The following is a 26142-nucleotide window of genomic DNA, read 5'->3' on the forward strand; positions in this document are numbered from 1 at the left end:
AAGGATCCCTGTTCACATAAAAATTTAATGGATTATCAATAATGCTCTAGCCTGAGATTATTGACTCTTTTTGCCAGATAATTATACCTAGTCCAGAAAAAGAACCCTCTATATCCATCACAAATAGCGCTTGAAAAAAGCAACACAAAACCCACAAATGAGAAGTAGATCACATAAATAAACCTAAAAAACGCACTTATTGAATAGGCTAATTTAAAAAAAATATCATTCGATTAACAAATGATGGCTTTAATCTTAAATAGCAGAAATAAATGAACGTTTTATTTGTATAAGTACAATTAAAATAAGGCGTATTTTTAATCTTTTTGATTAAATAAGTTTAGGATAAAGACGAGGTGTTATCTTTTAATCGGAATAATTGTAGGCTATTGAGATAGAGTTGCTCTGCGATCACCTCTGGTGATCCTTGACGCAGCTCACAGAGTTGGGAAAAAACGTTCTGAATACGCTCAGGGCGATTAGGTTCACCTTGAAAACCACTCACAGGCATATCAGGAGCATCTGTCTCTAATAACAGATATTCTAGTGGTAACGAGGCAATTGCGCGGCGAGTTTTTTGTGCTCGCTCATAAGTAATAGTTCCACCAACGCCAATAAAATAGCCTTGCTGAATAAACTTTTCTGCCTGTTGCAGACTTCCTGCAAAACCATGAATAACCCCTTTGCGAGGCACATCATAACGGCGTAAAAGTGCGCTTAACTTATCGTGGGTTTTACGTGAATGTAGGATCACAGGCAAATCAAATTCAATCGCTAGTTTAAGCTGTGCAATTAAAAACGCCTCTTGCTTCTCAGGCTGAGGATTATCCATATAGTCATCAAGTCCTATCTCTCCGATGGCAACACAACGAGAAGCTGTTTTTAATTTCTGTTTTAATTCTAAGAGATGCTGTTCAGTGTGCTCTTCAATATATAAAGGGTGTAACCCCAATGCACAATATAATTGATGATGATTATTCGCTAACTCTGCAACAACATCAAAATTCCAACGTGCAACGGCGGGAATAATTATTTTTTCAATATGAGCTTGATGTGCTAGTGACAAGCTGTTGGCAATATCATCATAAAAAACCGGAAAATCAAAATGGCAGTGAGTATCAATAAATTTATTCATTCTGAATTTGCCTCACGTCAGGATGTACGCTCCGAGTTCCTTGTTGAATAATAGAAGCATTCTCCGCTTTATCAGCCTTCGCTTCTTGTTCAAACAAACTAAAGACTTTTCTATCGTACTGTTTGAATTTTTTCTTAGAGAAATGCTGGCCAATTGTCGCCAGAAAATAACGCCCGCAACGTCTACCTACATGATAATCATGATTTAATGCATTTAAACGACTTCCTAATGCACTAGATTGCAATGTAGTTGGTGGATATATTTCAATAACAACAACATCTTCTGGGGGAGATTGGATAAATTTAATTGTGTCGGTATAGGTTTCGATATGGACTTGAGCCATCGCCATAAAGCGCTGTAAACGGCTATTTTCAAACCATTTTCCCATACGCTCAACCCATTCTGTTGTGTATTGATATTCAGAAGGAACGGTACGAACAACGACAATAGTACGACAACCACGTCGATAAGCTTCTCTCACAGGAATAGCATCGCTGATACCGCCGTCATGATAAACAACATCATGAAATAAGACACCATTACGATAAAAAGCAGGAATGGCACTGGATGCTTTGATTATCTCAAGCCAAGTCGGTTCATCGGGCTGAAAATAATTTGCCTGAAAATTATCAGAACGACTTGCCACCATATAAAATTCGCGACCCGCATCAAAACGGCGTAATGCTGTTGGCATATCAAGAGGCATTTCTTTAGCCGTTGTTTCTATATACCAATCAAGATCGAGTAAATTACCGCCACGAACAAAGCGAATAGGATTGAAGAATTGATTATTGGTTGTATAGCGATTAATAATTTTACGTGCATACCCACGCTGACCACAGGCAAAAGCAGATAAATTTTGCGCTCCCGCAGATACCCCAAGTAAAATATCAAAGGGATCAAACTGTGAACGCATAAATTCATCAAGAACACCCGCAGTAAAGATCCCGCGTTGCCCCCCGCCTTCACAAACTAAAGCAACTTTACCTTGTGGCAGTGATGATTGAAATTCGAGTGCTGTAATATTATTTAATGTGACAGGTATATACTTCCCCATAATGTCTCCTTTATACAACTTAACAAAGGATACCCTCACATTTTTTTGGCGTCATTCTTTTTACGTATTCATATAAATAATTTAGACAATATCTTCTTAGAATATGACGAATATAAAAGAAAATCATGTTTATGATTTGATATTTACATCTGAGTCTACGCTTTTAACACCTGCAATTTTTTCAATAACTTGCAATATTTTTTCTTCTTGCGCTTTACTATCAACAAAACCTGAAAGAAAGACATGCCCAAATTCAGTACGAATAGAAATATTGTCACTATCGATATCTTGCATTGCCAATAGCGTATCTTTAATTTTATTAGAAATAGAAGTATCGCTTAGATTCTGCCCTGTGTTATTCGTTACAGTATTAATTTCGCTATACCACGATGTTTCGGCTGACGCGCCCATACTGAAAAAAGTTAAGCCCATTGACATTACTAACGCTAATTTTAGCGTTTTATATTGTTTCATTGCTCTCCCCCTAATCACAATAACTGCGATAGGAAATATGTGTATTTTTAATATGTGTATTTTTATTAAGTACTAAAAAATTTTAACAAACTAAGCTATTACACTAATAATCTATTGGCATTTAATAAAGCAAAAAATAACAAATAAAGACTAATCCTAATGATTTTATTCTATTAACAACCCATAAAATTATAAAAAATTTTACATTTATTTATAAATAAGTATAAAAACGAGTATAATTTTAGCAGAAAAAAAAAAGAGTAATTCCGAATGAAGAAGGGTTTTGGGCAGGATATTCAGGGTATACAAAACGAATTTGATAGAGAAATCGAGTATCTCACAGAGTGTTATTGTTAAATAATGTGCAATGAGGTAAAAAAACAAAAAAGGCTATATTAAAAATATAGCCTTTTCATTGAGTTAAATATTCAAATAACAGCACCCTTACTCTAAATAATTCAAGGTGCAACTAGGCGACAAGTGAATGAGTCGCTAGGAGCATACATCAGTATGTGACTAGTGCGAATGAACGTAGTCAACAACGCTGCAACTTGAAACATGGCAAATAAATACTCTAAATAATTCAAGGTGCAGCTAGGCGACAAGTGAATGAGTCGCTAGGAACATACAAAAGTATGTGACTAGTGCGAATGAACATAGTCAACAACGCTGCAACTTGAAGTATGACGAGTATTTAGTGTTCACGGGTCTGATGGAACTCAACCTCAGGATAACGCTCACGCGTTAAATTCAAGTTGACCATCGTTGGTGCGATATAAGTTAAATTATCGCCGCCATCAAGTGCCAAGTTTTGTTCATTTTTACGTTTAAACTCTTCGAGTTTTTTCTCGTTATTACATTCAACCCAGCGTGCTGTTGAAACGTTAACGGATTCATAAATTGCTTCAACGTTATATTCACTCTTCAGTCTTGCAACAACCACATCAAACTGAAGCACACCCACGGCACCTACGATTAAATCGTTATTTGCCAATGGTCTAAAGACCTGTACAGCACCCTCTTCTGATAACTGTACCAATCCTTTAAGTAACTGTTTCTGTTTTAACGGATCACGTAAACGAATACGGCGGAACAATTCTGGGGCAAAGTTTGGAATACCTGTAAACTTCAGGATCTCACCTTGAGTAAAGGTGTCACCAATTTGAATGGTTCCGTGGTTGTGAAGACCAATAATATCCCCAGGATAAGCATGCTCAACATGAGAACGGTCACCCGCCATAAAGGTTAATGCATCTGAAATTACCACATCTTTTTTGAGACGAACTTGATGCAGTTTCATGCCTTTATCATACATACCAGATACAACACGTAAGAATGCAACACGGTCGCGGTGTTTAGGATCCATATTTGCTTGGATCTTAAAGACGAAACCTGTGAACGTTTCTTCAGAAGCGGTAACTTTACGCACATCGGTTTCGCGTGGCATTGGTGCTGGCGCCCATTTTACAAGGCCATCAAGCATATGGTTAACACCAAAGTTACCTAATGCTGTACCAAAGAACACTGGAGTTAATTCGCCAGCTAAAAATGCCTCATGATCAAATTCATGAGAAGCACCTAATACTAATTCTAATTCATCACGTAATTGACTTGCTAAATCATCACCAATAGCTTCATCAAGCTCAGGGTTATCTAACCCTTTGATGACACGAGAATCCTGAATAGTGTGACCTTGACCTGTTTGATAAAGATAAGTTTCATCTTTCAGAATGTGGTAAACCCCTTTGAAGAGCTTTCCGCAACCAATAGGCCAAGTAACTGGGCTACACGCAATTTTTAATTCTGTTTCAACTTCGTCCATGACTTCCATTGGATCACGAATATCACGGTCGAGTTTATTCATAAAGGTCAGAATTGGGGTATCACGTAAACGTGTTACTTCCATTAACTTACGAGTACGATCTTCGACACCTTTAGAGGAGTCAATGACCATTAAACAGCAGTCAACTGCGGTTAAAGTACGATAAGTATCTTCAGAGAAGTCTTCATGCCCCGGGGTATCTAATAAGTTAACTAAGCAATCTGCATAAGGGAACTGCATGACTGAGGTTGTAATAGAAATACCACGTTGTTTTTCCATTTCCATCCAGTCAGACTTTGCATGCTGATTTGAACCGCGGCCTTTTACGGTTCCTGCACGTTGAATTGCTTGTCCGAATAACAGCACTTTTTCAGTGATGGTTGTCTTACCCGCATCGGGGTGGGAAATAATGGCAAAAGTTCTACGACGAGCAACTTCTTGCTGAAAAATAGGATTAGACATCAATGGTGATCTTCTAGTTGATAGACGAGAGAATGTAACACACTGATATATTGCTATAAGTAACAATTAAAGTGACTATAAAGACATTCAACCCGTAAGTTAATCTTAATTGGCGCTTATTTTCGCCTATCTTGTCAGTATAAACAATCAATGGTTGCGTAATTGGTTACCATTTCTACAATTTAAACTGCAATACTCGATCTTGTAACAGTTAATATTGTAACAGGAGCACGGCATGGAAGTGTTCAACACGACATAAATGTCTATTTTTTAGAAATCATATACCGAGAACATCTTTCAGCTTTTCTAGGGCTTGTGCATGTTTTTCATTCGGCATTATTGCCAAATTGATTTGTTTCCATTTGATGGCAGGAAGCTCACTGGCTCCATCCAAGCTGAGTAAAGACCAATTGGGATTTCGATTTTTAAAGGATAGCAAAAAAGCCTTTTCAATATTGGTCAGTCCTTGGTGAATGAGGTCTACTAGGCGCACCCTTACGGCTTCTAGTTCCACCAACGGAACATCCGTCTCGGTCATATTGGTAAATTCACCTTCGTAGGTAATAGTAATATCCTTAAATTGCGGACTGAGCAATTCAGCCTCAGCCATTGACCGATTATAACTTGATAAATAGACGAGTCATGCTTTACGAATTTCATCCGTTAGCCCTTCATTCTCCAAAAGCCACTTAACATCAAATAAGTCTCTTGGATGCTGTCTATCCAATGCTGCACATATCTTTCCTGCATAAAGATCAGCTAGATCAACAACAGGCATTTCAACATAACCAAATTCGTCTTCTACGGCTGCGCAAACTTCCATCAACTTTGGTTCATAAACAGTACCGCGCAATACTGGTGATAGCTCGACTTTGATCTGCACATCATTGCGAGCAACGATCAACCTCAGAGCATCACAGATTTCCTGTAAAGTATCATCACGACTCTTCATTGGCAGATACACCAAATCAATATCGACCGATAAACGAGGAAAGTCCTGACAAATAAATTGATTGCTGTACCACCTTTGAGCGCAAAGCATTTCTGTTTGGCAACGAAAGGCAATACTTGTATCAAAAGCTGTACTTATTTGTAATAAATACTATTTCTATCCATTCTAAACTGATCCTTTACTTGCCAATGCCATATGCTGAGGTACTGTTATTAGATACTCTGTATCCAACTTTCCACCTTTAGCAACAACACGTTTACCTGAGCCTAAATCGTAATTTTCTACATTTAACTTATCAAACCAAGGATAAGCTTGGCATTTTGCAAGCCAAAAGAACAAGCGTTTGGCCTTTACGCTTTTACATGCTTTTAAAAGCGTATCAAGCTTTCTTGGAGATAAGTTCACCAACCCCTGCATTAACTCATCGGCATGTTCAAATGGCTCACTTTCAGGCAAATCCACCAATACCTCCAATATGGCTTTTTCTGGGCATGAAAAATACACAGGTGGCAATTGCTCTTCCCATTTATACTCTTTAACAAATGCTCTATCTTTGAATAAGCTATCAGGCCAAAGTTTACTTGTACTATGCCCTTCGAACTTAATTGGTAATGACAGTCTCGCAAGCTAGGAGGGAAGCTTTCTCGCTGCATATAAATGAATATGAGGTGTACTCCCTAATGACAAATATTGTGACAAACCAGATATGGAAAGCGCTGACAATCCACCTACCACAACAGGCGGAAGTTGTTCATCTACACTTTTACCCATCATACGCTACATAGAAGCTACTACGCCTTCCCAAGTGACAGATCGGGAATACTGGCTGTAAACACCTGTAGCTAGTAGCAATAACGTATCGGTTTTGACAGCGTTATCTAATGAATGCGCACTCAAGCCCTGCTCTGCAAGCCATTTCTTTGTAGCTAACATGCCATAAGGTAAAAGAGTTTTAAGAGACTGTTTATAAGACTCTTTCACCGTTTCTCGCAGGGAATGACTAATCATTTCTAAACACCAAATCCTTTCTCTAGTTTATCTTTTTATCATTTCACGGCGAAAATCGCCGTATAATAGCCAATTTTTAAACCCACACTACTAAAACCTAGAAGGCTTACTTAGTTCAGTCTGCGAGTAACATCTGCAATGCTTTGGTTTGTTTGCTTTGTAAGAACCAATCTAACTATCGCCTCATAGAGTAACCTTGTTTTCATTGAAACTCTCAGCATACCGATGTTTACTAAAAATTTTACAAGTTACCTTTTTGAGCTACTAATAAAGCAAAGAATTAGCCTATTTATTTTCGGTTAAAATTGGGATTGAATATAAAAACCAAAATAAATACACCTTTATTTAGATTTAATTTTTCTATATTTAGAGATCAATCACTTTATTTAAAACAAAAATAAATACTCAATTTACTTATTTTAAATACTATTCACCTTTTTAACACCGTGATAATCACCTAGTGTTTTAAAATTAAACGATGACAAAAGTGAAATTAACTTTATAAATTTACATTAAGTAAAAATAAAGATAAATTTTAAATACAATTAATAAAAAATAAAATTCTAATACTTTAAATAAAATAAAAAACGCCTAATAGAAGGCGTTTAAAATTTAACTTAAATAAAAATTTAATTAGAAAGAAATAGGATAAGCCATGATAATCGCATCTTCATTCCCCGTCTTTGTTGGGTAATAGTTTTTGCGTTTCGAAACGAAATTAAATCCTATAGATTCATAGAGATTGAACGCTTTTTCATTAGATTCTCGCACCTCTAACCACAAGGTGGTGATATTTTTTTTCTCAAGTTTTTCAATTAGTTCTAGTAAAAGCGCTTTGCCATAACCTTTTCCCTGATAATCAGGATGGATTGCAATATTAAAAAGTGTTGCCTCATCTAATATTAATTGCGTAATTGCGAAACCTACAATAATATTATCAATGCAAATTTTCAGATTAAAATAATGACTTCCTTGGTTACTATAAAATGTTTCTTCACTCCAAGGGAATGAGTGACTTAATTTTTCAATTTGCCATGCTAAAGGTAAATCAGCAGGGTTTAAGAGTGAAATGGTCTTCATATTGATAGATTTGTTTCCAAAGATCGCGTTTTGCATCAGCATCAAAATATAACTGATGTAATGAAGGGCTTCTCAGAGAAGTATATTCAGAGGGAAGTATGAGATCAGTGCCTAATAACCAGCAGGGAAGATCAAATGATTCTGTGAGCATGCTCACATCATCTGTTGTAATACAATAGATTTCGTCTTTATCTATCCCCATGGCGCTAAAAATATCAGAGAAAAGCCCGTTATTTAGATCAACGGTATCATCAGTAATGATAAGTAAACGTGTTGTATCCGGAAATTGAACAGAATGCTCGCCTTTTAACACAGCAGGCTTACGAAGTACCCACTGACGAATTCCAAGTTGGGATAACATTCTGTCTTTACGGCTCATTATGCTTACCTATCAAGTGTAGAACAACGGTACATAGTATCAGAGGGCATAAACTACGCCAATAAATAGCGTCGGTTTCTTTATATCTGATATCATGCGTCTCATGTTTTTTAAGGAGTAATAATCATAATGTCCTCACTGTCCCCTGCTAGCGAAGTTATTCTTCGTCACCTAGATCATTTCGCAGACAGGCATGTACTTATTGCAGGTGATCTTCAAGATACTTTCGCGGCGCAAATTCAGGCGAAAAGTGTCAGAGCATATACCAACCAATATCACCAATGGCTACCATTACTAAAATCAATGGGTGATAACGTACTCTTTGGTTTAGTTGCTGATCAATCCTTTGTGAAATATTGCAATACCTTGATCTATTTTTGGCCTAAAAATAAAAACGAAGCCACTTTCCAACTGCGTAGCCTTTGCTCTAACTTACAAGTGGGTACTGAAATCTTTATCGTCGGTGAAAACCGTAGCGGTGTTAAAAGTGCCACAGAATTAATGAACGGTATCGCTAAACTTAAAAAAATAGATTCAGCACGCCGTTGTAGCTTATTTTTTGGTACTCAAACATATCAAACACTGTTTGACCGTAATAACTGGTGGCAAACTTATCGCCATGACGATCTTACTGTAATGGCATTACCGGGTGTATTTAGCCAAAATGCATTAGATGAGGGTAGCCGTTTATTACTATCAACTTTTGATGATGCAATGGTTGGAGATTTACTGGATATGGCATGTGGTTGTGGCGTTCTTGCTACTGTACTTGGCAAGAAAAACCCAATGTTGAAACTAACACTGTGTGATGTGAATGCTGCGGCAATTTCTTCTAGTATCGCTACCTTAAACGTGAATGAATTAGAAGGTCGAGTGATTGCGAGTAATGTCTATTCAGCAGTTGAAGAGACTTATGATTGGATAATCTCAAACCCACCTTTCCATGATGGTTTAGGTACAAGCTATGAAGCAGCTGAAGATATTATACGCCTTGCACCAAATTATCTAAAAAGAGGCGGTAAATTACGCATTGTGGCGAATTCATTTATCCCTTATCCAGATATACTGGATCATGTATTTGGCTCTCATGAAGTGCTTGCATCAACAGGTAAATTCAAAGTTTACCAAGCAACTAAAAAAGAGTAATCACAAGCCCTGTTATTTATAACAGGGCTTTATTTTTGGACTGATTTTAAGTAATGCTCCAAGGTGTTTTATTTTTCATCACCAAGATAATTTATTGATAAAAAATAATTGACGCCAAAAATAAAAAGCATAAAATTCGCCACCTATCTGCACAGATGATGTTGATATTGCGAGAGTGGCGGAATTGGTAGACGCGCTAGCTTCAGGTGTTAGTGTCCTTACGGACGTGGGGGTTCAAGTCCCCCCTTTCGCACCAAACAATTTGTAGAGCAAAAATGATTGAGTAAAACTGCGAGGATGGCGGAATTGGTAGACGCGCTAGCTTCAGGTGTTAGTGTTCTTACGGACGTGGGGGTTCAAGTCCCCCTCTTCGCACCACTCAATGAGCCTTTATTTTTTCCTTGTAATAACACCCATTCGATTACACACCGAGTATTCTTTTCTCTATCCATGATACGCGACTAAAAGTGTCATCAAACTGTAGGTTAATACAACGCCTGCAGGGATCATTACCCACATTTGTAATTTTTTATGGAACAGCATCAAGGTTGATAACAGCATTGAAACCACTAAAACCAGCGTAAAAGCGGATGTTCCTGCAATAGAATGTGTGATCACTGTTAGTAAAGAAGAAACCGCCAACATTTCCCATAAACTAATGCGAGATGTCCAAGACGTAACTGGAGATAAGCGCGTTGATTTAGCCATAATAACTCACCATTAATGATAATGATTTTCATTATTATATATAACACTTATGCTAAATCAACTTATATAAAGAAAAAAACTTACCTTATATCCTTATTTTTTAAATGGTTATGTGTATTCTTTAGTCTCAGGCATAAAAAATGCCTTATCATTTTCACGATAAAGCATTTCATTTTATTATGTTGTTATCATAGTCAATAAACAAAATTAAGCGTTATTTGGCTCGATAAAATGAAAGACTAAATGAATATCTTCAGGCTCTCTTTCATAAAGCTCAGGATCAGGAATATCAATTAAACGACACCCTAAATGCTGATAAAAATTCACGCTATTTTCAGAAGGTGTTGATGAGATATATAATCCACCAGCCCCTTTTTTCTTCGCATATTCCACACAATAATCAAATAATATTCGTGCTAAACCTTGCCCACGTTGCTGGTGGCTAACATGTAAAAAAGAGAGTTGAAGTAAAGTGCCATTTTGACCCCGTTTTTGTGGATCAACACTTGCCGCCGCGACCAACTGATCTTGTTTAAAAACACCCCAAAAAGGCGCTCCTCGATCAAAACTTTCAAGTAAAACAGGTGTGTAATGTTCTGATTCACCTTCTGGCCAACCTTTCATATCAAAGCGTTGCTCTGATAAAAGCAATATTCCTTCTTTTAAGACATATAGCTTTTCAATAAGCTCGGTTCTATCAATTGCCCATACTTGTGGAATTTCATTTCGTGTTAATTGACGAATAATGTATTTCATTATTAAACCTGTTCTGATGATGATTCACTTCGTTCTAGTACGTGATAAGCCACAGCACAGAACAAGGAATTCAACCGTTTCATATCACCGAGCAAACTGGTATGCAGTGAACTGGTTTCAATGCTTTGCATATTATGCAAATGAAGACGTTCTACATGGGCAAACGAGTAACGCTGGTTGAGTAAACGGAAACGATGTTTTGCTCGACGTAATTTACGAGCATGTTCCATGTTGCCGGAAACAAATACCGACATCGCCAGATTCAGATTACTTTGCAGACGCTCAAGGAGTGTCTGTAATTCACGACGTCCTTCCTCCGATAAAAACAAGTGGTGATTTAAACCTTTGCTAACCACTTCAGCCGACATACGCGCAATAATAGCGGATGATTGTTGTAAATTCATCGCTGTATCAATAATTTCAGCCCAACGTCGAGAATCTTCAGTTCCTAGATCATGCTGTTGAATTTGTGCCATATACAATTTAATGCTGCTGTGGAGTAATTCTACCTCTTCTTCTAACTGGCTAATTTCCCTTTTTTGCTGACGATCGCCTTCCATTAACGCAGTAAAACGTTGCAGCATTTGTTCTATAACATCACCTAATCGTAGTGATTCTCTAACCGCATTAGCAATTGCCAATGAAGGCGTATCAATAGCGGATTGATCTAAATAACGCGGTGCCATTTCAGAGCCCGTGGTCGGTAATTCAGGAATGAGTCGCTGACATAATTTCGCCATTATGCCGACAAAAGGGATCATCAAAATACAGCGAGCAAGATTATAAATAACATGAAAATAGATAACGACTTCAGCCGGTGAAAAGCCATATTTTTGTATTTCAGAAGCAAGATACGTTATCCATGGTAAAACAATCAATGCGCCAATCAGTTTAAAAAATAAGCTTCCCAACACAACTTGTCGAGAGGCAACGCTTTGTCCCCGACTACTTATTAATGCAAGCAACCCACTACCAATATTTGAGCCAATTACAATGGAAAGGCTGATATATAATGGCATTAACCCTGTTGCACTTAATGTTGCCGTTAACAACACTGCCGCAAGGCTCGAGTAACTCACCATTGCAAAGAGTGCCCCCACCAATAGCGCTAAAATAGTATCGCCACTAAGCGAGGTAAAAATAGCTTGGACTGCACTTGCGTGCATAATAGGTTCTGCCGATGCCACAATGAGTTGTAAAGCCAACAAAATCAAACCAAGACCAATGCCCACACGTCCTAGTTGTCCTACTCGCTCTTTTTTACGACTTAAAAAAGTAATAACACCGATAAGGATAAGGAGTGGCGATAACCAAGAGAGATCAAATGTCAGCACACGCGCCATTAACGCAGTACCCACATCCGCGCCTAGCATAATAACAAGTGCTGGTGTAATCGAAATCAGTCCTTGCGTCACAAAAGAGATAACCAAAAGTGCCGTCGCATTACTGCTTTGCACTAATGCCGTTACGCCCACCCCCGCAAGAAAGGCGTTGGATTTTTTATTAATACTTTTACCTAAAATTCGGCGTAAATCAGAGCCAAAAACACGCATAATGCCTGTACGAACAATATGTGTTCCCCAGACAAGAAGCGCGACAGATGAGAGTAAATGAAGCAGTGTCAGCATAGAAAAAATAACCTTATTCTTATCGTTGTTTGTTTGACTCTGTTCTCCTTCAATCTCATAAAAAAGAGAAAGACCATGAGCAGATAACGCTCTGAGAAAAGATATTTGCTGGTAATGCCTTAATAACACATTGGGTTATTAGACAAAAAGATATTGCAACTTAAGTGCAATAATCAATGGAGAAGTTGAGAATATTATATGGATTAATGTGTGAATTCTGCTAATTATAGCAGAGAAAGTGTCACTTTCAAAATCAGACTATAAATAACCTATTGATTTATTATCATTTTATTTTTAGCAGACTCAATTCTTAATAAAAAAACGCGACTAGAGGGTATCTCTCTAAGTCGCGCGAAAATACAACAATTTAGTAAGGCAATTCGACTACAAGTTCAGACAGACTATAAATTCAACTTGAACTTACTTCAGACCCATCGCATCACGCATTGTGAAAAACAAATCTGTTTGGTCAGTTAACCCAACCACATTAGCCGCATGTGGACCATAAGCGGCAACGCGTAATTGTGCTCCTGTATGCTCTTGAGACTCTTCTTCTGAGTTACCGTAATTCACCACCATAACCGCACCATCTTTAGTGATAAGTGCCTGTGTTAACCCGCTGGATTTCACATCAGCTTCAATAATTTGGCTTGAATGCGCATGATCAGCAGTCACGATAATCAGAGTGTCGCCGTTTTGTTTAGCAAAATCTAAACCGATTTGTACGGCTTCATCTAGCGCAACAGTTTCACCAATTTGTCCGCAAGGATTCGCATTATGATCTTGCTTATCGATAGAGGCACTTTCGACTTGTAAGAAGAAGCCATTTTCATTGGTTTTCAGCAAATCGATCGCTTTTTTGGTCATTTGTGCCAGTGTTGGCGCATTCGGATCAAGTTTAGCGTTAGGTTTGCACTCTAAAGGTGGGTTGTTTAAATTACCGTGGTAAGTCGCTTTAGGGCCTTCCCATGCCACTGCCATATTGCCTTCATGGAATAAACCTAGTACAGGCTTATCTTGGTTCGCAAGCGTAATCGCATCGAGTGATTTGGCATCTTTCACGATTTGATAACCACGCTCAATGGCTTGTTGCTCTAACGTTTTGCCTTTGTATTCACCCGCTACAGCCGTTTGAGCAAAACTTTTTGCTCCACCACCTAATGTGACATCAGCGCGAGTCACTAATAATTGCTCAGAGATAGAACCTCTACCGCCATTTTCCAATGCGTTTGTTGAGCATTTCTCTAAGGTTTCAACAGGGCCATAGCATTTACGTCCTGTTACATGCGAGAACAGAGCCGCAGGTGTTGCATCTTGAATTTCAGAGGTTGTCACGTTCCCTGTCGCCTTTCCATTGGCTTTTGCTAATTCCAAAATAGTTTGATGATCCTTACCAAACACATCAATCCCTAATGCACCATTATAGGTTTTCACACCCGAAGCCCATGCTGTCGCAGAAGCGGCAGAGTCTGTTACATAATTAGGTTTTTGGGTTTTTCTGTCTAAAGCGTAGTGTGTGTATTGACCCGTAATAGGTAAGGCATCGATACCTTTAAAGAAACCACCCGCACCTTCGGCATAGTTACGTGCAACGGTGATTTCAGAATCCCCCATACCATCACCAATAAAGAGGATTACATTTTTCGCTTGGTTATTATTTAAAGCGGCTTTTAATGCCTCAGTTTGATCTTGAGTCATACGGCGAGCACCGCCAAATTCCGTGATATTACCTTTTGCTGCACGATCTTGAGCTAAAATGGCATCAGCAGCAACGGGAGCAGCAAAAGAAGAGAAACTCGCGCCAGCTAATAGCGTTGTTACAATAACGGATAAAATAGAACGTTGGTAACGATGAGACATAGCTTTTTCCTTGCACTCTAAAGTAAAAAACAGGGTTAATGTTTTAAGTCAGGAAAAGCTTACGGCAGTTAAATGACAGAGAAATGAAGAGTAAATGCGATTTTGATGACAGCTTTATGACAGGTTGGTGACAAATCAGAAGCTTATGCCGTTTATCATCACTCATAAGCTTCTGTCATTATCAATATTAATGTTCTTTAGTTAATGCTTTCGCACCGAGATATAGCGTTTCACACCAAGAGATATAATCATGCCCACTTGCCATTTCTAGCGATTGAACTGGGTAACCTTTTTGTTCTAAAACCCGTTTAAGATGGCGATTATTATTTAAAATCCCCCCTTTATCACCACGGTTTTCAAATAACCCCGCCTCTAAGAAAAACTGTAATGGCTTTTTATCTGCTTGCTCAAATTGTCGAATAAGCCATTCAGGCTCTTCATTTTCAGGCGCCCACCAATAAGAGCCTGACATACTCAGCACTTTACCAAAGCGATCAGGACGATTAAATGCCACCCATGAAGACGCTAATCCTCCATAACTCGAACCTGCCACAATGGTTTCTTCTCCTGATACGTGAATACCTTTCTCTTTTTCCAACCAAACAAATAATTCGTCGGCTAAAAAGCGATAAAAATCAGGATTAGGCGGTAATTCAATACTACGGCGATCACTATCAATGCTATCAACAAAGAGGATCATCATCGGCGCCAATTTCCCGTCTTCGATCTGCTTATCAAAAAACTGATCAAGACCATATTGACGACGATAAGTTTGACCATCAAATAACACTAAAAGTCGAGGTACTTCCATTTTTTGAGCGGGCTGGTAAAGCGCTATTTCACGATCGTTATTTAAGATCTGACTGTGAAAACGCACAATTTCTGTGTTGCCTTTCATTTTTCTATCAAGAATATCAGGCAATTGGCATTCACGTTGACTATCTAACGATAATAAAGAAAAGTGATTATAAATATCCTCAGATTTGCTTGGTGAATCTTGAGAATTCAGCGGATCTGCCTGTGCTGTGGTTAAAATAGCGCGACGTTGTTCGAATGGCTCTGCATTTTCAATGATAGGCACATCAGGCGCTAATTTATATTGCATTAATGTATCGTTAGGTACGATATAGCTACGATACCAAATATCACTATTGGCTAAATGGGTTAATGGATCATGATTACCCTCTGGTGATCCCAATAAATAGACATTCTTCTTTGCACCTTGCCATAAGAAAGTGACTAACTTTTTATCCTTATCATAAGGCTCAATAAGGGGTGTACCTTCATGGCGTACTTGTTGCCAAAATGCCTGAATACTTTGTTGATTGAGTTGTTGAGCAAGTGTTTGTAAACGAGGACTAATAGGTGCAATTTTCGCATCTTTATCTAAAGGTTGATAAGGCTGTGTTGTCAGTATGAGTTGCCATGATTTTCCCTTTTCACCCAGTGCAACTAATTGATAACTTGCGGTTTCAGGCAATAAAAAACGCACTTTTTGTTGCCCATCCGCAGGAATATCTTTTAATAAGCTACGGATATGTGTGCCATTTGGGGTTTCTAATCGCAGGTTTTGTATCCCTTTCACATTCAGTTCGGCATAACGTTGACTCTCTAGTTGCGTGGTAAAACACAACGTGTTGTTGTTATCAAACTGACCTGTTATTTCTTTGCCTTCGGTTACGGTTAAGCAATTGGAAAAACTAGGGAAAGATGCCATTAATGCACATATCATCAGAGGAATTCTCACTTTATTATTCTCGTTATAAACTATTGTGAGAAACAATAGTAATGATAATTGTTATCAATTCAATAAAAATTAAGCGTGTACAAATTTATAATAAATTTGACACCCCAGCGAAAAATAATAAAATAATCATTATCACTCCCTATGTGATAGCAAGATAAAGTCAATAATTATAGGAGTTCGCTATTTATGTCTATCTTGCATATGAATAGCAATTAAATGAAGGTAATTATTATGTCTATAACGATGTCGCAAAAACTAGCTCGAGAAGGACTTGGTAATCCAGAATTATTTCAAGGTGGTGTTTATATTACAAAAAATGGTCAAGCGGAGCTTTTTGTACAAACAGCCGAAGAAAGACAACTGGAGTTACAAGAAAGAGAAAAAGAGCGTCAATCAAATGCTCTATTGAAATTGGTAATGATAGCGAAAGAAGATATAGCAAATGAGCAAGTTATGTCTCCTGAAGATGTCAAAAGAAAACTACGTGGATCTCGAACTTAATATTAGAGGTGCTTTTGAAAAAAACTGTAAACATTAGAGTATCAGAGACGGCTCTATGGTCATTAAAAGATGCGGAATCATTTAAACTCAGTTGCACCAATAACAGTGAAACCGCTGCTGTATTTATAGATCAACTTTTTGACTCAGCTATTGATGCTATTTCTCAAGATCCTACCCGTTATCGTTATAATGCAATGTTGGCAGATAAAGGGATCGCTATTCGTGAACGTATTGATGTAAACAGTCAGTTTCGTTGTTTATATGAATTCAATGAAGAAAATAATACGGTCGATATATTACTTTTTATAAGTACAAAACAAGATATTGAAGGAATGCTTTATCGTTGTTTAATATTGAAAAAATGATGAAAACCTCCTCAATCATTTTTGTTATTGAGGAGACTTTCTTTCTAAGTTAATTAACGTTAAAACGCTCCCATCAACGCTCTTCTAGCGGATAACTGCGGAAACTCCATAATCCCAGCGCTTTTAAGCCATCACGATAAATGCCCTGTATATCTGATTTGCTGGCTTTTTGTAATTCGGCCAATGGTTTATCAGGAGCGACAACCGTTAAGTAAGTAATATCACTTGGACCACTTTGCCAACTTGCGATAGTGAAAATTGCGTCAGCACGACGAACATGGCTACCAGAGCTAATAATCACTGCTGTTTTAATACGATGTTTGGTTAAAGCATAGCGACTAAATAACGCATTTTCGACAGTTGTACGCGCATAGTTCTCTTGGAAAATACGTTCTGGTGCAATCCCATTTTTCACCAGCCAATCTGCCATTAACTTACCTTCAGTTTGGTGCGCTTTAGGTACGCCCCCAGTCACAACAATCATTGCTTCAGGCAATTGTTTAGCGACTTCTAAAGTTTTATTTAAGCGCTCAATTAAAATCTTATTCATAGTGCCATCAGGATTTAACGCATAACCTAATGTCACAATCGCATTATTATCTTTGGTTTTCTTCAATTTCGCTAAATCAGCAGGCGTTAATTTATCGCTTAACGGCATTTTGCTAACGCGATCAATTTGTGCAAAGAAACGACTGATTTCTTCTGCTTTTGCTGGATTTAATGATTTCAATTTATTGAAATACGCTTCGCTCTCTTTATCTTTACCTTCAAAACGAGTCCATGAAGTGACATAAATTAGCGCATCAATATCATCAGGAGCCGCTTCTAAAATCTGTTTATAAATCGTAATTGCGCGAGAAACATCATTGTTATAGATATAAGCACTCGCGGTACTAAATAATAAATCGAGGCGATAAGGTTCTAACTTATAAGCTTGCTGTAGTTTTTGCGCCACAATTTCCATATTGGATGGCAGTTTTCCCGTAAAGCCAGCATCAGAGACACGCGCTGGTGACTTAAAAGCATCTAATGCATCTTGGATCAAACTATCAACCGTTTGGCGCTGAGAGACATACTGTTGATAGCTATTATCTGGTTGATGAACTTTTTGGTAAGCCAATGCATTTGATGAGACGGTAAAACCTAAAGCAGCGATCGCTAACGAAATGACTGTTTTCTTGATATGAAGTGAAACACGGGAAGGTTGCGCCATTATCTTGTCCTTTTACGAAAAATAGTCTGCTTCTTCACCTGAGCGAATGAAGATAGAGAGTGTGACTCCCCACACCTAATGGCAAAAGAAATACACACCGATAAATCTATACCTGCTATCTATAATAGAGATCCCTGCATTAATTTTCAGTAATCTTTTTCACCTTATTGAAAAAAATAGCATTATTACGTAGATAGTTTATTTGACAGATTTTTTTATGTATTTTTATCTTTTGGTAAGTGATTTTGTTCTGATAGATCATCAGTGATAAAGAATACAAACGATCTATTCTTTAGAGGGAAGAGAGACGTTTAAAATTGAGTAATTATTTTTATTATTCAATGTAAAAAACGCCACTAATGGCGTTTTTAATCTTTATATTATTCAATATGCTTTGATTGCATCATCAATAATTCTCTCACTAATTCAACGCAACTTAAGAAACGTTCGTCATAATCAGGGGAATTAACTTTAATATATTCAATATTATTTTTATCGAGCATTTCCATCAGTAAGGTTTGGAAATAACGTCTCTCTTTATCACTGCCTAAACTACGCAAGCCATCTGCTACCCACGGCGTATTGTTTTCTAGTAAGATAACTAAATCAAAACGGTATTCATCAATCAGCGCTTGAACAAAGGGATGCTCTTTACCTTCATAACGTAAACAAAATGCTTGTGTAGTGACAAAATCCGTATCAACAAATGCCACTTTATTTGCATATTTAACAGCAAAATCAATATATTGAGCATGTCCCAATGCAATTTTATCGTAGTCGGAATATTGTAAGGCCATTTCATCCCCACCAAGGTGAGAAAACACATAATCACGACCATATTCCCATGCGCTGGTGGTATTGAAAATATTGGCGAGCTTATTGACTAACGTGGATTTACCACTGGATTCACCGCCTAAAATCGCCACTGTGCGCACAAAGAAGGGTTTTACTTCCGTTGGAATATATTCCCAATATTTAAATGGTGCTTGGCGAATTTGACTGCCACTGATATTCATAAATGAACGCTCAGGATCAATCAAAACCGTTTCAATCCCCAAGAAAGCATTATATTGATCCGCATCTTCTCGTTCGCTGGTATAGATAAAATCAGGGGTTATCTGCTTTTCTCGCAAAAACATTTTGATCCCTTCACTCCACATTTCCCAGCCATGGGGTTGTGGCTCTATACCGTGCTCGTCAAACTCATGAATACGAATATTTTTTTGATATTTAAAGGTTTGTAATAACCAACGCAATCTATCACTCACCGTTGGCTGTTGTGACATTGCACTGTTGATAAATAGATTTTTATCACGAGGCTCGTCATGACATAAAATGACATGTAATTCATCTACTTGGCTGCAAGCACGTTGAATTAAATAAATATGCCCCGTATGAAGCGGATAAAACTTACCAAAAATAACACCAATCGTTTTCTTTTTTACGGGATATTCTAACCCTAAAAATTGGTGTAAAGCCGACATCTTTTGAGCGCTGGGACTTTTGATTTTATTATTAATTAATTGGCTAAGATAGCCTTTTGTCATATCACTTTCATCAGCAACCTGTTGTAAAGTATAACCATTTTTTCTGATAGCCTGTTTGATATAATCAAAAGGTCCCATATTTCACTCCTTTAGAAATCTTCTAAATCATCGAGGACAGATAACGCATCTGACAGCTTTTTCACACCATACACTTTCATATCAGGGGGATTTTTTTTCGGCATATTTGCACTAGGTACAATCGCTCGTTTAAATCCATGTTTTGCTGCTTCTGCAATACGCTCTTGTCCGCTAGGGACTGGTCGAATTTCACCTGCAAGTCCGACTTCGCCAAATATCACTAAATCACGAGGTAAAGGACGATTACGAAAACTGGATACTAATGACAATAACAAGGCTAAATCTGCACTGGTTTCTGTGACTTTTACCCCACCAACCACATTCACAAAAACGTCTTGATCAGACATTTGTAACCCGCCATGACGATGTAATACAGCAAGCAGAATAGCTAATCTATTTTGCTCTAATCCCACTGCAACACGGCGAGGATTGGACAACATTGAGTGGTCAACTAAGGCTTGTATCTCCACCAGCAAAGGTCTTGTACCTTCCCACACAACCATAACAGAGCTACCTGATGTGATTTCATCACCTCGACTTAAAAAGATAGCAGATGGATTGCTCACTTCTCGTAATCCTTGCTCTGTCATCGCAAAAACGCCTAACTCATTAACGGCGCCGAAACGGTTTTTATGACTGCGTAAGGTACGAAAACGAGAATCCGTTTCACCATCTAGCATGACAGAACAGTCAATACAGTGTTCCAATACTTTAGGCCCTGCCAATGTGCCATCTTTTGTCACATGACCAACCATGATAATGGCAACATCATTGGTTTTAGCAAAACGAGTTAGATAAGCAGCGGTTTCTCGCACTTGAGCAACACTACCCGGTGAAGATTGAATATCTGCCATATGCATCACTTGAATAGAGTCAATCACCATTAATTTAGGTTGTTCTTGTGAGGCAATTAAACAAATTTGCTCAATGCTAGTTTCTGACAACATATTTAGCTCTGCTGTCGGTAAACCTAATCGATGTGCACGCATAGCTACCTGTTGGAGTGACTCTTCACCTGTAACATATAGCGTTTTCATTTCCGTTGCTAAACGACACATGGTTTGTAGCAATAAGGTACTCTTACCCGCGCCCGGGCTTCCCCCGATTAAAATGGCACTTCCAGGGACTACACCACCACCTAATACGCGATCAAACTCTTTAAAGCCCGTTGAGAAACGCGGTAAGGCTTCAAGGCTAATTTCAGAGAGCTTTTGAACTCGGCTAACGCCTTTTGCATCACCCGCAAATCCACTAAAGCGCTCATTACGGGAAGAAGGGGCGGCAGCAAGGCGCACTTCTGTAATTGTATTCCACGCATGACAAGCAGAGCATTGCCCTTGCCAACGAGGATAATCTGCACCACATTCATTACATACAAAGGCTCTTTTTGCTGCTTTTGCCACACTTCTCTCCCAACAATAACAATTTTAGAAAAACGCGCTTAACGCTCTTCGTGTTTTAGACCACCACTTAAAACGCACAATACACCCATTAGGTCGGCGTGACGAATAGCGACTTTTGCTTGAGCATACACTTTAGGTTTTGCATGATAAGCAATACCAAGCCCTGCTTTTCTCAACATTTTAAGATCGTTTGCCCCATCACCAATGGCAATGGTTTGCTCCATTGGGATCTCTAAATCTTTCGCTAAACGCGCTAACACTTGTGCTTTGTACTTCGCATCAACAATCGTACCTTTGACTTTACCTGTCAACTTGCCATCTTTAATTTCAAGATGATTAGCAACAGCAGACACTAAGCGTAATTTTTGTTTTAAATTATCCGCAAAATAAGTAAAGCCACCTGACGCAATAGCAATATGCCAATCCATCGCCTGAAGTTTACGCACTAAGCTGGTTAATCCCGGCATAAGAGGCAAATCATCCATCACCTTTTGCAAGATAGATGCATCAGCGCCTTTCAGTTCAGCAACACGCAACTTTAAGCTTTCACTAAAATCCATTTCCCCTTGCATGGCACGTTCTGTTATCTCTGCAACTTTATCGCCCACGCCAGCAAGTTTGGCTATTTCATCAATACATTCAATTTGAATCGCCGTTGAATCCATATCCATCACTAAAAGTCCTGGAGAACGTAAGCGAGGAATTTCACCTAGAGGAACGACATCTAGGCCACATTCATCAGATAAACGGCGAATTCGACGGGTTAGACTACCTGCGATACGTACCACTTGGTAATCGTCAATACGCCATGAAGAAACCACCACGATTGCCACGCCTAATTTATGTTGGAACTCACTTATTCTTTTCTTATCAAGTTCACGTCCATAAAGTAACCATCCGCTATCACCCGCACGATAATCCAGTGGCATCACCTCTTCACCACTGAGTGATAACGGCAGACCTGGCCATTTACGGATCTCATCCGGTAAATAGCAATAGGTCAGACTATTTGACATACTTATTCTCCTGTTTTCCCCTGTCGGAACAAAATAATCGTTATTCAGCCTATTCTATCTCTGGCTCATCTGGCAACATGCATATACTTGCTTACGCAAAAGGATGAACATGCTTAAAGACAAACTAAAATTCAAACTCCAAAAAACGGCGATTATACTGATTTGTATCGCACTATTGGCATTTCTTATGCAAGGCGCGTCTTATTTTAGCCGTGCTAATCAGCATGCCCGTATTACTCAGTTTGAAGAGCTTGCAAAAACGCTGGCAGAACAAGTTGCGTTCTCTTTATCCACTTATATAGATGACAGTAGCAAAGATAACGTAAATCCCCTCATTATGGCTAATTTAAATCATCTAACTCATGATAGTCGGGTACTTGATGCCAGCCTTTATTTAGAAGATGGCACACAAATAGCGCATAGCGGTGAAAATGTCACGGTTAAAGAGCGATTAGCACTAGAAGGGCAAAAAAGTGGGGGCTCGTTTAATCACCAGCTTGTTGTGCCTGTGCCAGGTAAAGATAAACCCAAAGGCTTTTTAAGGCTCACACTGGATACTCATCAGCTTGTCACTGAATCTAGCCAAGTGGATAACACCACGAATTTATTACGTGTGATGTTATTGGTCGCACTTGCCATTGGCTTTTTGCTTTCTCATAACCTTCTTCAATTAACACCTGTTCATTGGCAACAATCGCCGTATTTATTAACGGCCAATTTACCACCTCGCACTGAAAAAGATGATATTGAAGAAAAAGAAAGTGATGAAGAAGAAGGAGAAGAAAATAATGTCAAAGAGAGAGATAACGACACCGAAAATAGCTCAAATAAAGCATAAACTCTTATCCGATTAAAAAATAAAAAGTGAGTTGAGTGATGAGCTGAACTCACTTTTTAGCCAACACAAACTGAATTTAGATATATCTAATTTATGCGTATTTTCGTGCTATTCCCTTAATCTTTAAAAGGGATTTGTTTAAAATCACAGTAAACCTTAGCCAATTCATTAATCTAAAAAGATAAGTTTTAAATCTTTTTCTGGCTCTTTGAGTGCTGAGGTGGTTATGACTGAACAATCTGTTATCCAACGTTGTCAACAAATCGTAGAAAACCCAACCCTTTCCCCTGAACAAAAACGTCATTTTCTCGCTTTAGAAGCTGAAAATATGCTGCCTTATCCTGCAATTCCTAAAGATGCAGCTAGCGCATTAGATGAACGGGTCATTTGCGATATGTATGAAGGTCATGCACCTTATAAACCTCGTTATGTATTACCTGATTACGCGAAATTTTTAGCACAAGGCTCTCGCTATTTAGAGCTAGAACCTGCACAAGATTTTGATGATGCACTAAACATGCTGACCATTCTTTATCATCATGTTCCATCAGTTACCTCAATGCCCGTTTACTTAGGACGTATTGATAAAATTTTACTGCCTTATGTCGGTTCTCTTACCGAAGAGCAGCTTTATCCTAAATTAAAACGTTTTTGGCGCTATCTTGATAGAACACTGCCTGATGCGTTTATGCATGCCAATATTGGCCCTGAAGACTCCATCATCACGCGATTAATTCTAAAAGTAGATGTCGAGCTTCAACAAGTCGCGCCTAATCTCACCTTTATTTATGACGCTAATTTAACGCCATCTGATTTATTACATCAGGCAATCACCAATATTTGCCATAGTAGCAAGCCCCATATTGCCAATGGCACATTACAAGATGCTGTCTTTGGTAAAGATGAATACGGTATTGTGAGTTGTTATAACTCTTTACCTCAAAGTGGTGGTGGTAGCACTTTAGTACGGATTAACCTTAAAGAAGTGGCAAAGCGCAGCCAAAATAGCCACGATTTTCTTGAAAATGTCTTGCCATTTTATATGCAAAAACAAATCGAGATCATCGATGCCCGCTGTGAGTTTCTCTATGAAAAATCCCACTTCTTTAAACAAAGCTTCTTAGTGGAAGAAGGTTTGATCTCACCTGATCGCTTTGCCCCTATGTTTGGAATTTACGGTATGGCAGAAGCCGTTGCTTTATTACTTGAAAAAGAAGGCAAACAAGTCGCTTATGGCGATAACGAATCAGCAAATAAACTCAGCTATATTATTAGTGAAAAATTAGCGCAATTTGTCGCGGATACCCCTGTGAAATATGGCTGGAAACAGCGTGCCATGCTACATGCACAATCGGGCATTAGCTCGGATATTGGCACCACTCCTGCAACGCGTATTCCTTATGGTAAAGAGCCAGATCCCGTTACCCACTTAATGACTGTTGCACCACATCATGCGTTTTATACTTCAGGTATTAGCGATATTTTAACGGTAGATGAAACCATTAAACAAAACCCTGATGCATTAATGCAACTGTGTTTAGGCGCTTTCGCTTCAGGGCTAAGGGAGTTCTCAGCAAACGTGGGTGGAAATGATTTAGTGAGAGTCACCGGTTATATGGTGCGCTTATCTGATTTGAAAAAATACAAAGAAGAAGGCTCTCGTTTAAACACCACTTGGTTAGGCGATGAAGCCACCGCGAACTGCCATATTACTGAGCGTAAACCGCGTGTGATCAGTTATGAACAGCAGATGCGTTTCGATAAATAAGATACTGCCCTTCTCTTGTGTCGATGGCCCGGGCAATCGCCTAGCCATCTTCCTACAAGGGTGTAATCTACGCTGTAAAAATTGCCACAATCCCTACACAATGGGGATCTGTGACAATTGTGGTGACTGCATTCCGACTTGCCCACAACAAGCACTTTCATTACAAAATGGTGTTATAAGTTGGAACAGTGCCAGTTGTGAACAATGCGACACCTGTATTCAGCAATGCCCTCGTCAATCAAGCCCGATGACATTAAGTTATACCGTTGATGAATTAATCACTATTACACGTAAATACGCTGCATTTATTAATGGCGTCACTGTCAGTGGCGGAGAATCGACGTTACAACTTCCTTTTTTAATCGAATACTTTAAAACAATTAAGCAAGCCCCCGATCTCAAGCATCTCACCTGTTTAATCGACAGCAATGGCACACTTTCTCTTAATGGTTGGCAAAAAATAGCCCCTTATATGGATGGTGCCATGATCGATTTAAAAAGTTGGGGTGAAAAGACACATGTTTATTTAACCGGTCGTAGCAATCAGCGTATTAAAGAATCAATCAAATGGTTAGCTAATAATAATTTGCTTACAGAATTACGCCTTTTATATATTCCAGAAAAAACTGATTATTTAGAGAATATTGAATTACTTTCTCAGTTTATTAATTCGCTTGGTAAATCAGTATTAGTTAGAATTAATGCTTTTCATCAGCATGGTGTATATGGCGAAGCAAGTAAATGGACATCAGCACAAAAACAACATATTGATTTATTTAGTAAAGAATTAAATAAAAGAAATATATTCAACGTTAAAACCCCTGAAATATATTCATAACAAAAATCAATAAAAAAAATAATAATTTAAAATTATAATAAATATAATTAGCAATGCATTTTAAAATAAAATCCATTTATATTGACAGAAAAAGAAGATCAAATTAGTCTTCAAAAAAACCTGCCAATATAAATGGAATACAATTTATGCTTATGAATAAAAAAAACTAAAACTATCAATTATTGCTTCAATAATAATTAATTCTACATATAGCTACGCTTTAAATAGTCCATCACCATTAATAGAAACAAATGACATTGAATTTAAATTTCAGGAGATTAATCGTAATAATTTAAACTTAGGTAATAATAGACATTTACATGGTACGTTTTCCGATAGAGATTTACCTCATTTTTTAAAT

Annotated in this window: 24 protein-coding genes, 2 tRNA genes and 1 pseudogene; 8 read left to right on the forward strand and 19 right to left on the reverse strand. The window is 38.2% G+C overall.

Annotated features, from left to right (window positions below; translation table 11 throughout):
- Positions 1–340: 340 nt before the first annotated feature.
- From ACNARN_RS11995 to ACNARN_RS12040, 10 genes and pseudogenes are all read right to left on the reverse strand, one after another.
- Positions 341–1135 (reverse strand): TatD family hydrolase, encoded by a 795-nt coding sequence (locus ACNARN_RS11995; RefSeq protein ID WP_198620707.1) that lies wholly within the window; start codon positions 1133–1135, stop codon positions 341–343.
- A complete protein-coding gene (locus ACNARN_RS12000) occupies positions 1128–2192 on the reverse strand; it encodes a patatin-like phospholipase family protein (protein ID WP_109372965.1) in 1065 nt (354 codons plus the stop codon). Before ACNARN_RS12000 ends, ACNARN_RS11995 begins: the two co-directional genes overlap by 8 nt.
- 129 nt (positions 2193–2321) lie before the next feature.
- Positions 2322–2666, reverse strand: coding sequence for a BON domain-containing protein (locus tag ACNARN_RS12005; RefSeq protein ID WP_198620706.1), 345 nt, complete (start codon positions 2664–2666; stop codon positions 2322–2324).
- A 694-nt stretch (positions 2667–3360) separates the two neighbouring features.
- Complete coding sequence (prfC, locus tag ACNARN_RS12010) at positions 3361–4950, reverse strand: peptide chain release factor 3 (protein WP_109374372.1); 1590 nt, start codon at positions 4948–4950, stop codon at positions 3361–3363.
- 277 nt (positions 4951–5227) lie between these two features.
- Positions 5228–6027 (reverse strand): annotated as a pseudogene (locus tag ACNARN_RS12015) (nucleotidyl transferase AbiEii/AbiGii toxin family protein).
- A 40-nt stretch (positions 6028–6067) separates the two neighbouring features.
- Positions 6068–6520, reverse strand: a complete 453-nt coding sequence (locus ACNARN_RS12020) for a type IV toxin-antitoxin system AbiEi family antitoxin domain-containing protein (protein WP_416304511.1) — start codon at positions 6518–6520, stop codon at positions 6068–6070.
- A 9-nt stretch (positions 6521–6529) separates the two neighbouring features.
- On the reverse strand, positions 6530–6673 hold the full coding sequence (locus ACNARN_RS12025) for a hypothetical protein (RefSeq protein WP_416304497.1): 144 nt from the start codon (positions 6671–6673) through the stop codon (positions 6530–6532).
- A 6-nt stretch (positions 6674–6679) separates the two neighbouring features.
- A complete protein-coding gene (locus ACNARN_RS12030; RefSeq protein ID WP_232797591.1) occupies positions 6680–6910 on the reverse strand; it encodes an AbiEi antitoxin N-terminal domain-containing protein in 231 nt (76 codons plus the stop codon).
- Between the two features lie 633 nt (positions 6911–7543).
- A complete protein-coding gene (gene rimI, locus ACNARN_RS12035) occupies positions 7544–7990 on the reverse strand; it encodes a ribosomal protein S18-alanine N-acetyltransferase (protein WP_109374374.1) in 447 nt (148 codons plus the stop codon).
- Positions 7959–8369: a DNA polymerase III subunit psi gene (locus ACNARN_RS12040; RefSeq protein WP_023582915.1), complete on the reverse strand. Its 411-nt coding sequence runs from the start codon at positions 8367–8369 to the stop codon at positions 7959–7961. Before ACNARN_RS12040 ends, rimI begins: the two co-directional genes overlap by 32 nt.
- Positions 8370–8498: 129 nt before the next feature.
- Here ACNARN_RS12040 and rsmC point away from each other — a divergent pair, with 129 nt between their 5' ends.
- From rsmC to ACNARN_RS12055, 3 genes are all read left to right on the forward strand, one after another.
- Positions 8499–9515 (forward strand): 16S rRNA (guanine(1207)-N(2))-methyltransferase RsmC, encoded by a 1017-nt coding sequence (gene rsmC / locus ACNARN_RS12045; RefSeq protein ID WP_198620704.1) that lies wholly within the window; start codon positions 8499–8501, stop codon positions 9513–9515.
- Between the two features lie 169 nt (positions 9516–9684).
- A tRNA-Leu gene (locus ACNARN_RS12050) sits at positions 9685–9771 on the forward strand.
- A gap of 35 nt (positions 9772–9806) precedes the next feature.
- Positions 9807–9893 (forward strand) — tRNA-Leu (locus tag ACNARN_RS12055).
- Positions 9894–9959: 66 nt separating this feature from the next.
- On the opposite strand, the gene ACNARN_RS12060 is transcribed toward ACNARN_RS12055, so the two are convergent.
- The 5 genes from ACNARN_RS12060 to ACNARN_RS12080 all read right to left on the reverse strand — a co-directional run bounded on the left by ACNARN_RS12060 (position 9960) and on the right by ACNARN_RS12080 (position 16214).
- The gene (locus ACNARN_RS12060) at positions 9960–10223 is read right to left on the reverse strand and encodes a DUF1435 family protein (RefSeq protein ID WP_198620703.1); all 264 of its coding nucleotides are present in this window, start codon (positions 10221–10223) and stop codon (positions 9960–9962) included.
- A 207-nt stretch (positions 10224–10430) separates the two neighbouring features.
- Complete coding sequence (locus ACNARN_RS12065) at positions 10431–10979, reverse strand: GNAT family N-acetyltransferase (RefSeq protein ID WP_198620702.1); 549 nt, start codon at positions 10977–10979, stop codon at positions 10431–10433.
- Positions 10980–10981: 2 nt separating this feature from the next.
- Positions 10982–12607, reverse strand: a complete 1626-nt coding sequence (locus tag ACNARN_RS12070; protein WP_109374378.1) for a Na/Pi cotransporter family protein — start codon at positions 12605–12607, stop codon at positions 10982–10984.
- Between the two features lie 420 nt (positions 12608–13027).
- Entirely contained in the window at positions 13028–14467 is a 1440-nt protein-coding gene (gene phoA / locus ACNARN_RS12075) for an alkaline phosphatase (protein ID WP_196532858.1), read from the reverse strand.
- 187 nt (positions 14468–14654) lie between these two features.
- On the reverse strand, positions 14655–16214 hold the full coding sequence (locus ACNARN_RS12080; protein WP_416304498.1) for an alpha/beta hydrolase-fold protein: 1560 nt from the start codon (positions 16212–16214) through the stop codon (positions 14655–14657).
- 231 nt (positions 16215–16445) lie between these two features.
- Between ACNARN_RS12080 and ACNARN_RS12085 the strand changes: the two genes are divergently transcribed.
- Together ACNARN_RS12085 and ACNARN_RS12090 are read left to right on the forward strand one after the other, a co-directional pair.
- Entirely contained in the window at positions 16446–16715 is a 270-nt protein-coding gene (locus ACNARN_RS12085) for a hypothetical protein (RefSeq protein WP_072069015.1), read from the forward strand.
- Between the two features lie 14 nt (positions 16716–16729).
- Positions 16730–17080 carry a type II toxin-antitoxin system RelE/ParE family toxin gene (locus tag ACNARN_RS12090; protein ID WP_198620701.1) on the forward strand — a complete coding sequence of 117 codons (351 nt, stop codon included), beginning with the start codon at positions 16730–16732 and terminating at the stop codon, positions 17078–17080.
- Between the two features lie 73 nt (positions 17081–17153).
- Here the strand turns inward: ACNARN_RS12090 and ACNARN_RS12095 are convergent, their stop codons facing one another.
- From ACNARN_RS12095 to serB, 4 genes are all read right to left on the reverse strand, one after another.
- Positions 17154–18293, reverse strand: coding sequence for an ElyC/SanA/YdcF family protein (locus tag ACNARN_RS12095; RefSeq protein WP_198620698.1), 1140 nt, complete (start codon positions 18291–18293; stop codon positions 17154–17156).
- Positions 18294–18673: 380 nt separating this feature from the next.
- Entirely contained in the window at positions 18674–19918 is a 1245-nt protein-coding gene (nadR, locus tag ACNARN_RS12100; RefSeq protein WP_109374384.1) for a multifunctional transcriptional regulator/nicotinamide-nucleotide adenylyltransferase/ribosylnicotinamide kinase NadR, read from the reverse strand.
- Positions 19919–19929: 11 nt separating this feature from the next.
- Positions 19930–21321, reverse strand: a complete 1392-nt coding sequence (gene radA / locus ACNARN_RS12105) for a DNA repair protein RadA (protein WP_075672711.1) — start codon at positions 21319–21321, stop codon at positions 19930–19932.
- Between the two features lie 38 nt (positions 21322–21359).
- Positions 21360–22337, reverse strand: a complete 978-nt coding sequence (gene serB / locus ACNARN_RS12110; RefSeq protein ID WP_109374385.1) for a phosphoserine phosphatase — start codon at positions 22335–22337, stop codon at positions 21360–21362.
- 109 nt (positions 22338–22446) lie between these two features.
- On the opposite strand from serB, the gene ACNARN_RS12115 reads away from it, so the two are divergent.
- The 3 genes from ACNARN_RS12115 (at position 22447) to ACNARN_RS12125 (ending at position 25781) form a co-directional block, all read left to right on the forward strand.
- Positions 22447–23175 (forward strand): YtjB family periplasmic protein, encoded by a 729-nt coding sequence (locus ACNARN_RS12115; RefSeq protein ID WP_196532861.1) that lies wholly within the window; start codon positions 22447–22449, stop codon positions 23173–23175.
- A gap of 226 nt (positions 23176–23401) precedes the next feature.
- Positions 23402–24943, forward strand: a complete 1542-nt coding sequence (locus tag ACNARN_RS12120; RefSeq protein WP_416304499.1) for a YjjI family glycine radical enzyme — start codon at positions 23402–23404, stop codon at positions 24941–24943.
- Positions 24915–25781: a YjjW family glycine radical enzyme activase gene (locus tag ACNARN_RS12125; RefSeq protein ID WP_416304500.1), complete on the forward strand. Its 867-nt coding sequence runs from the start codon at positions 24915–24917 to the stop codon at positions 25779–25781. Before ACNARN_RS12120 ends, ACNARN_RS12125 begins: the two co-directional genes overlap by 29 nt.
- Positions 25782–26142 lie beyond the last annotated feature (361 nt).

Origin of the sequence: Proteus sp. TSJ240517 (genome assembly GCF_047921575.1) — a bacterium.
GTDB lineage: Bacteria > Pseudomonadota > Gammaproteobacteria > Enterobacterales > Enterobacteriaceae > Proteus.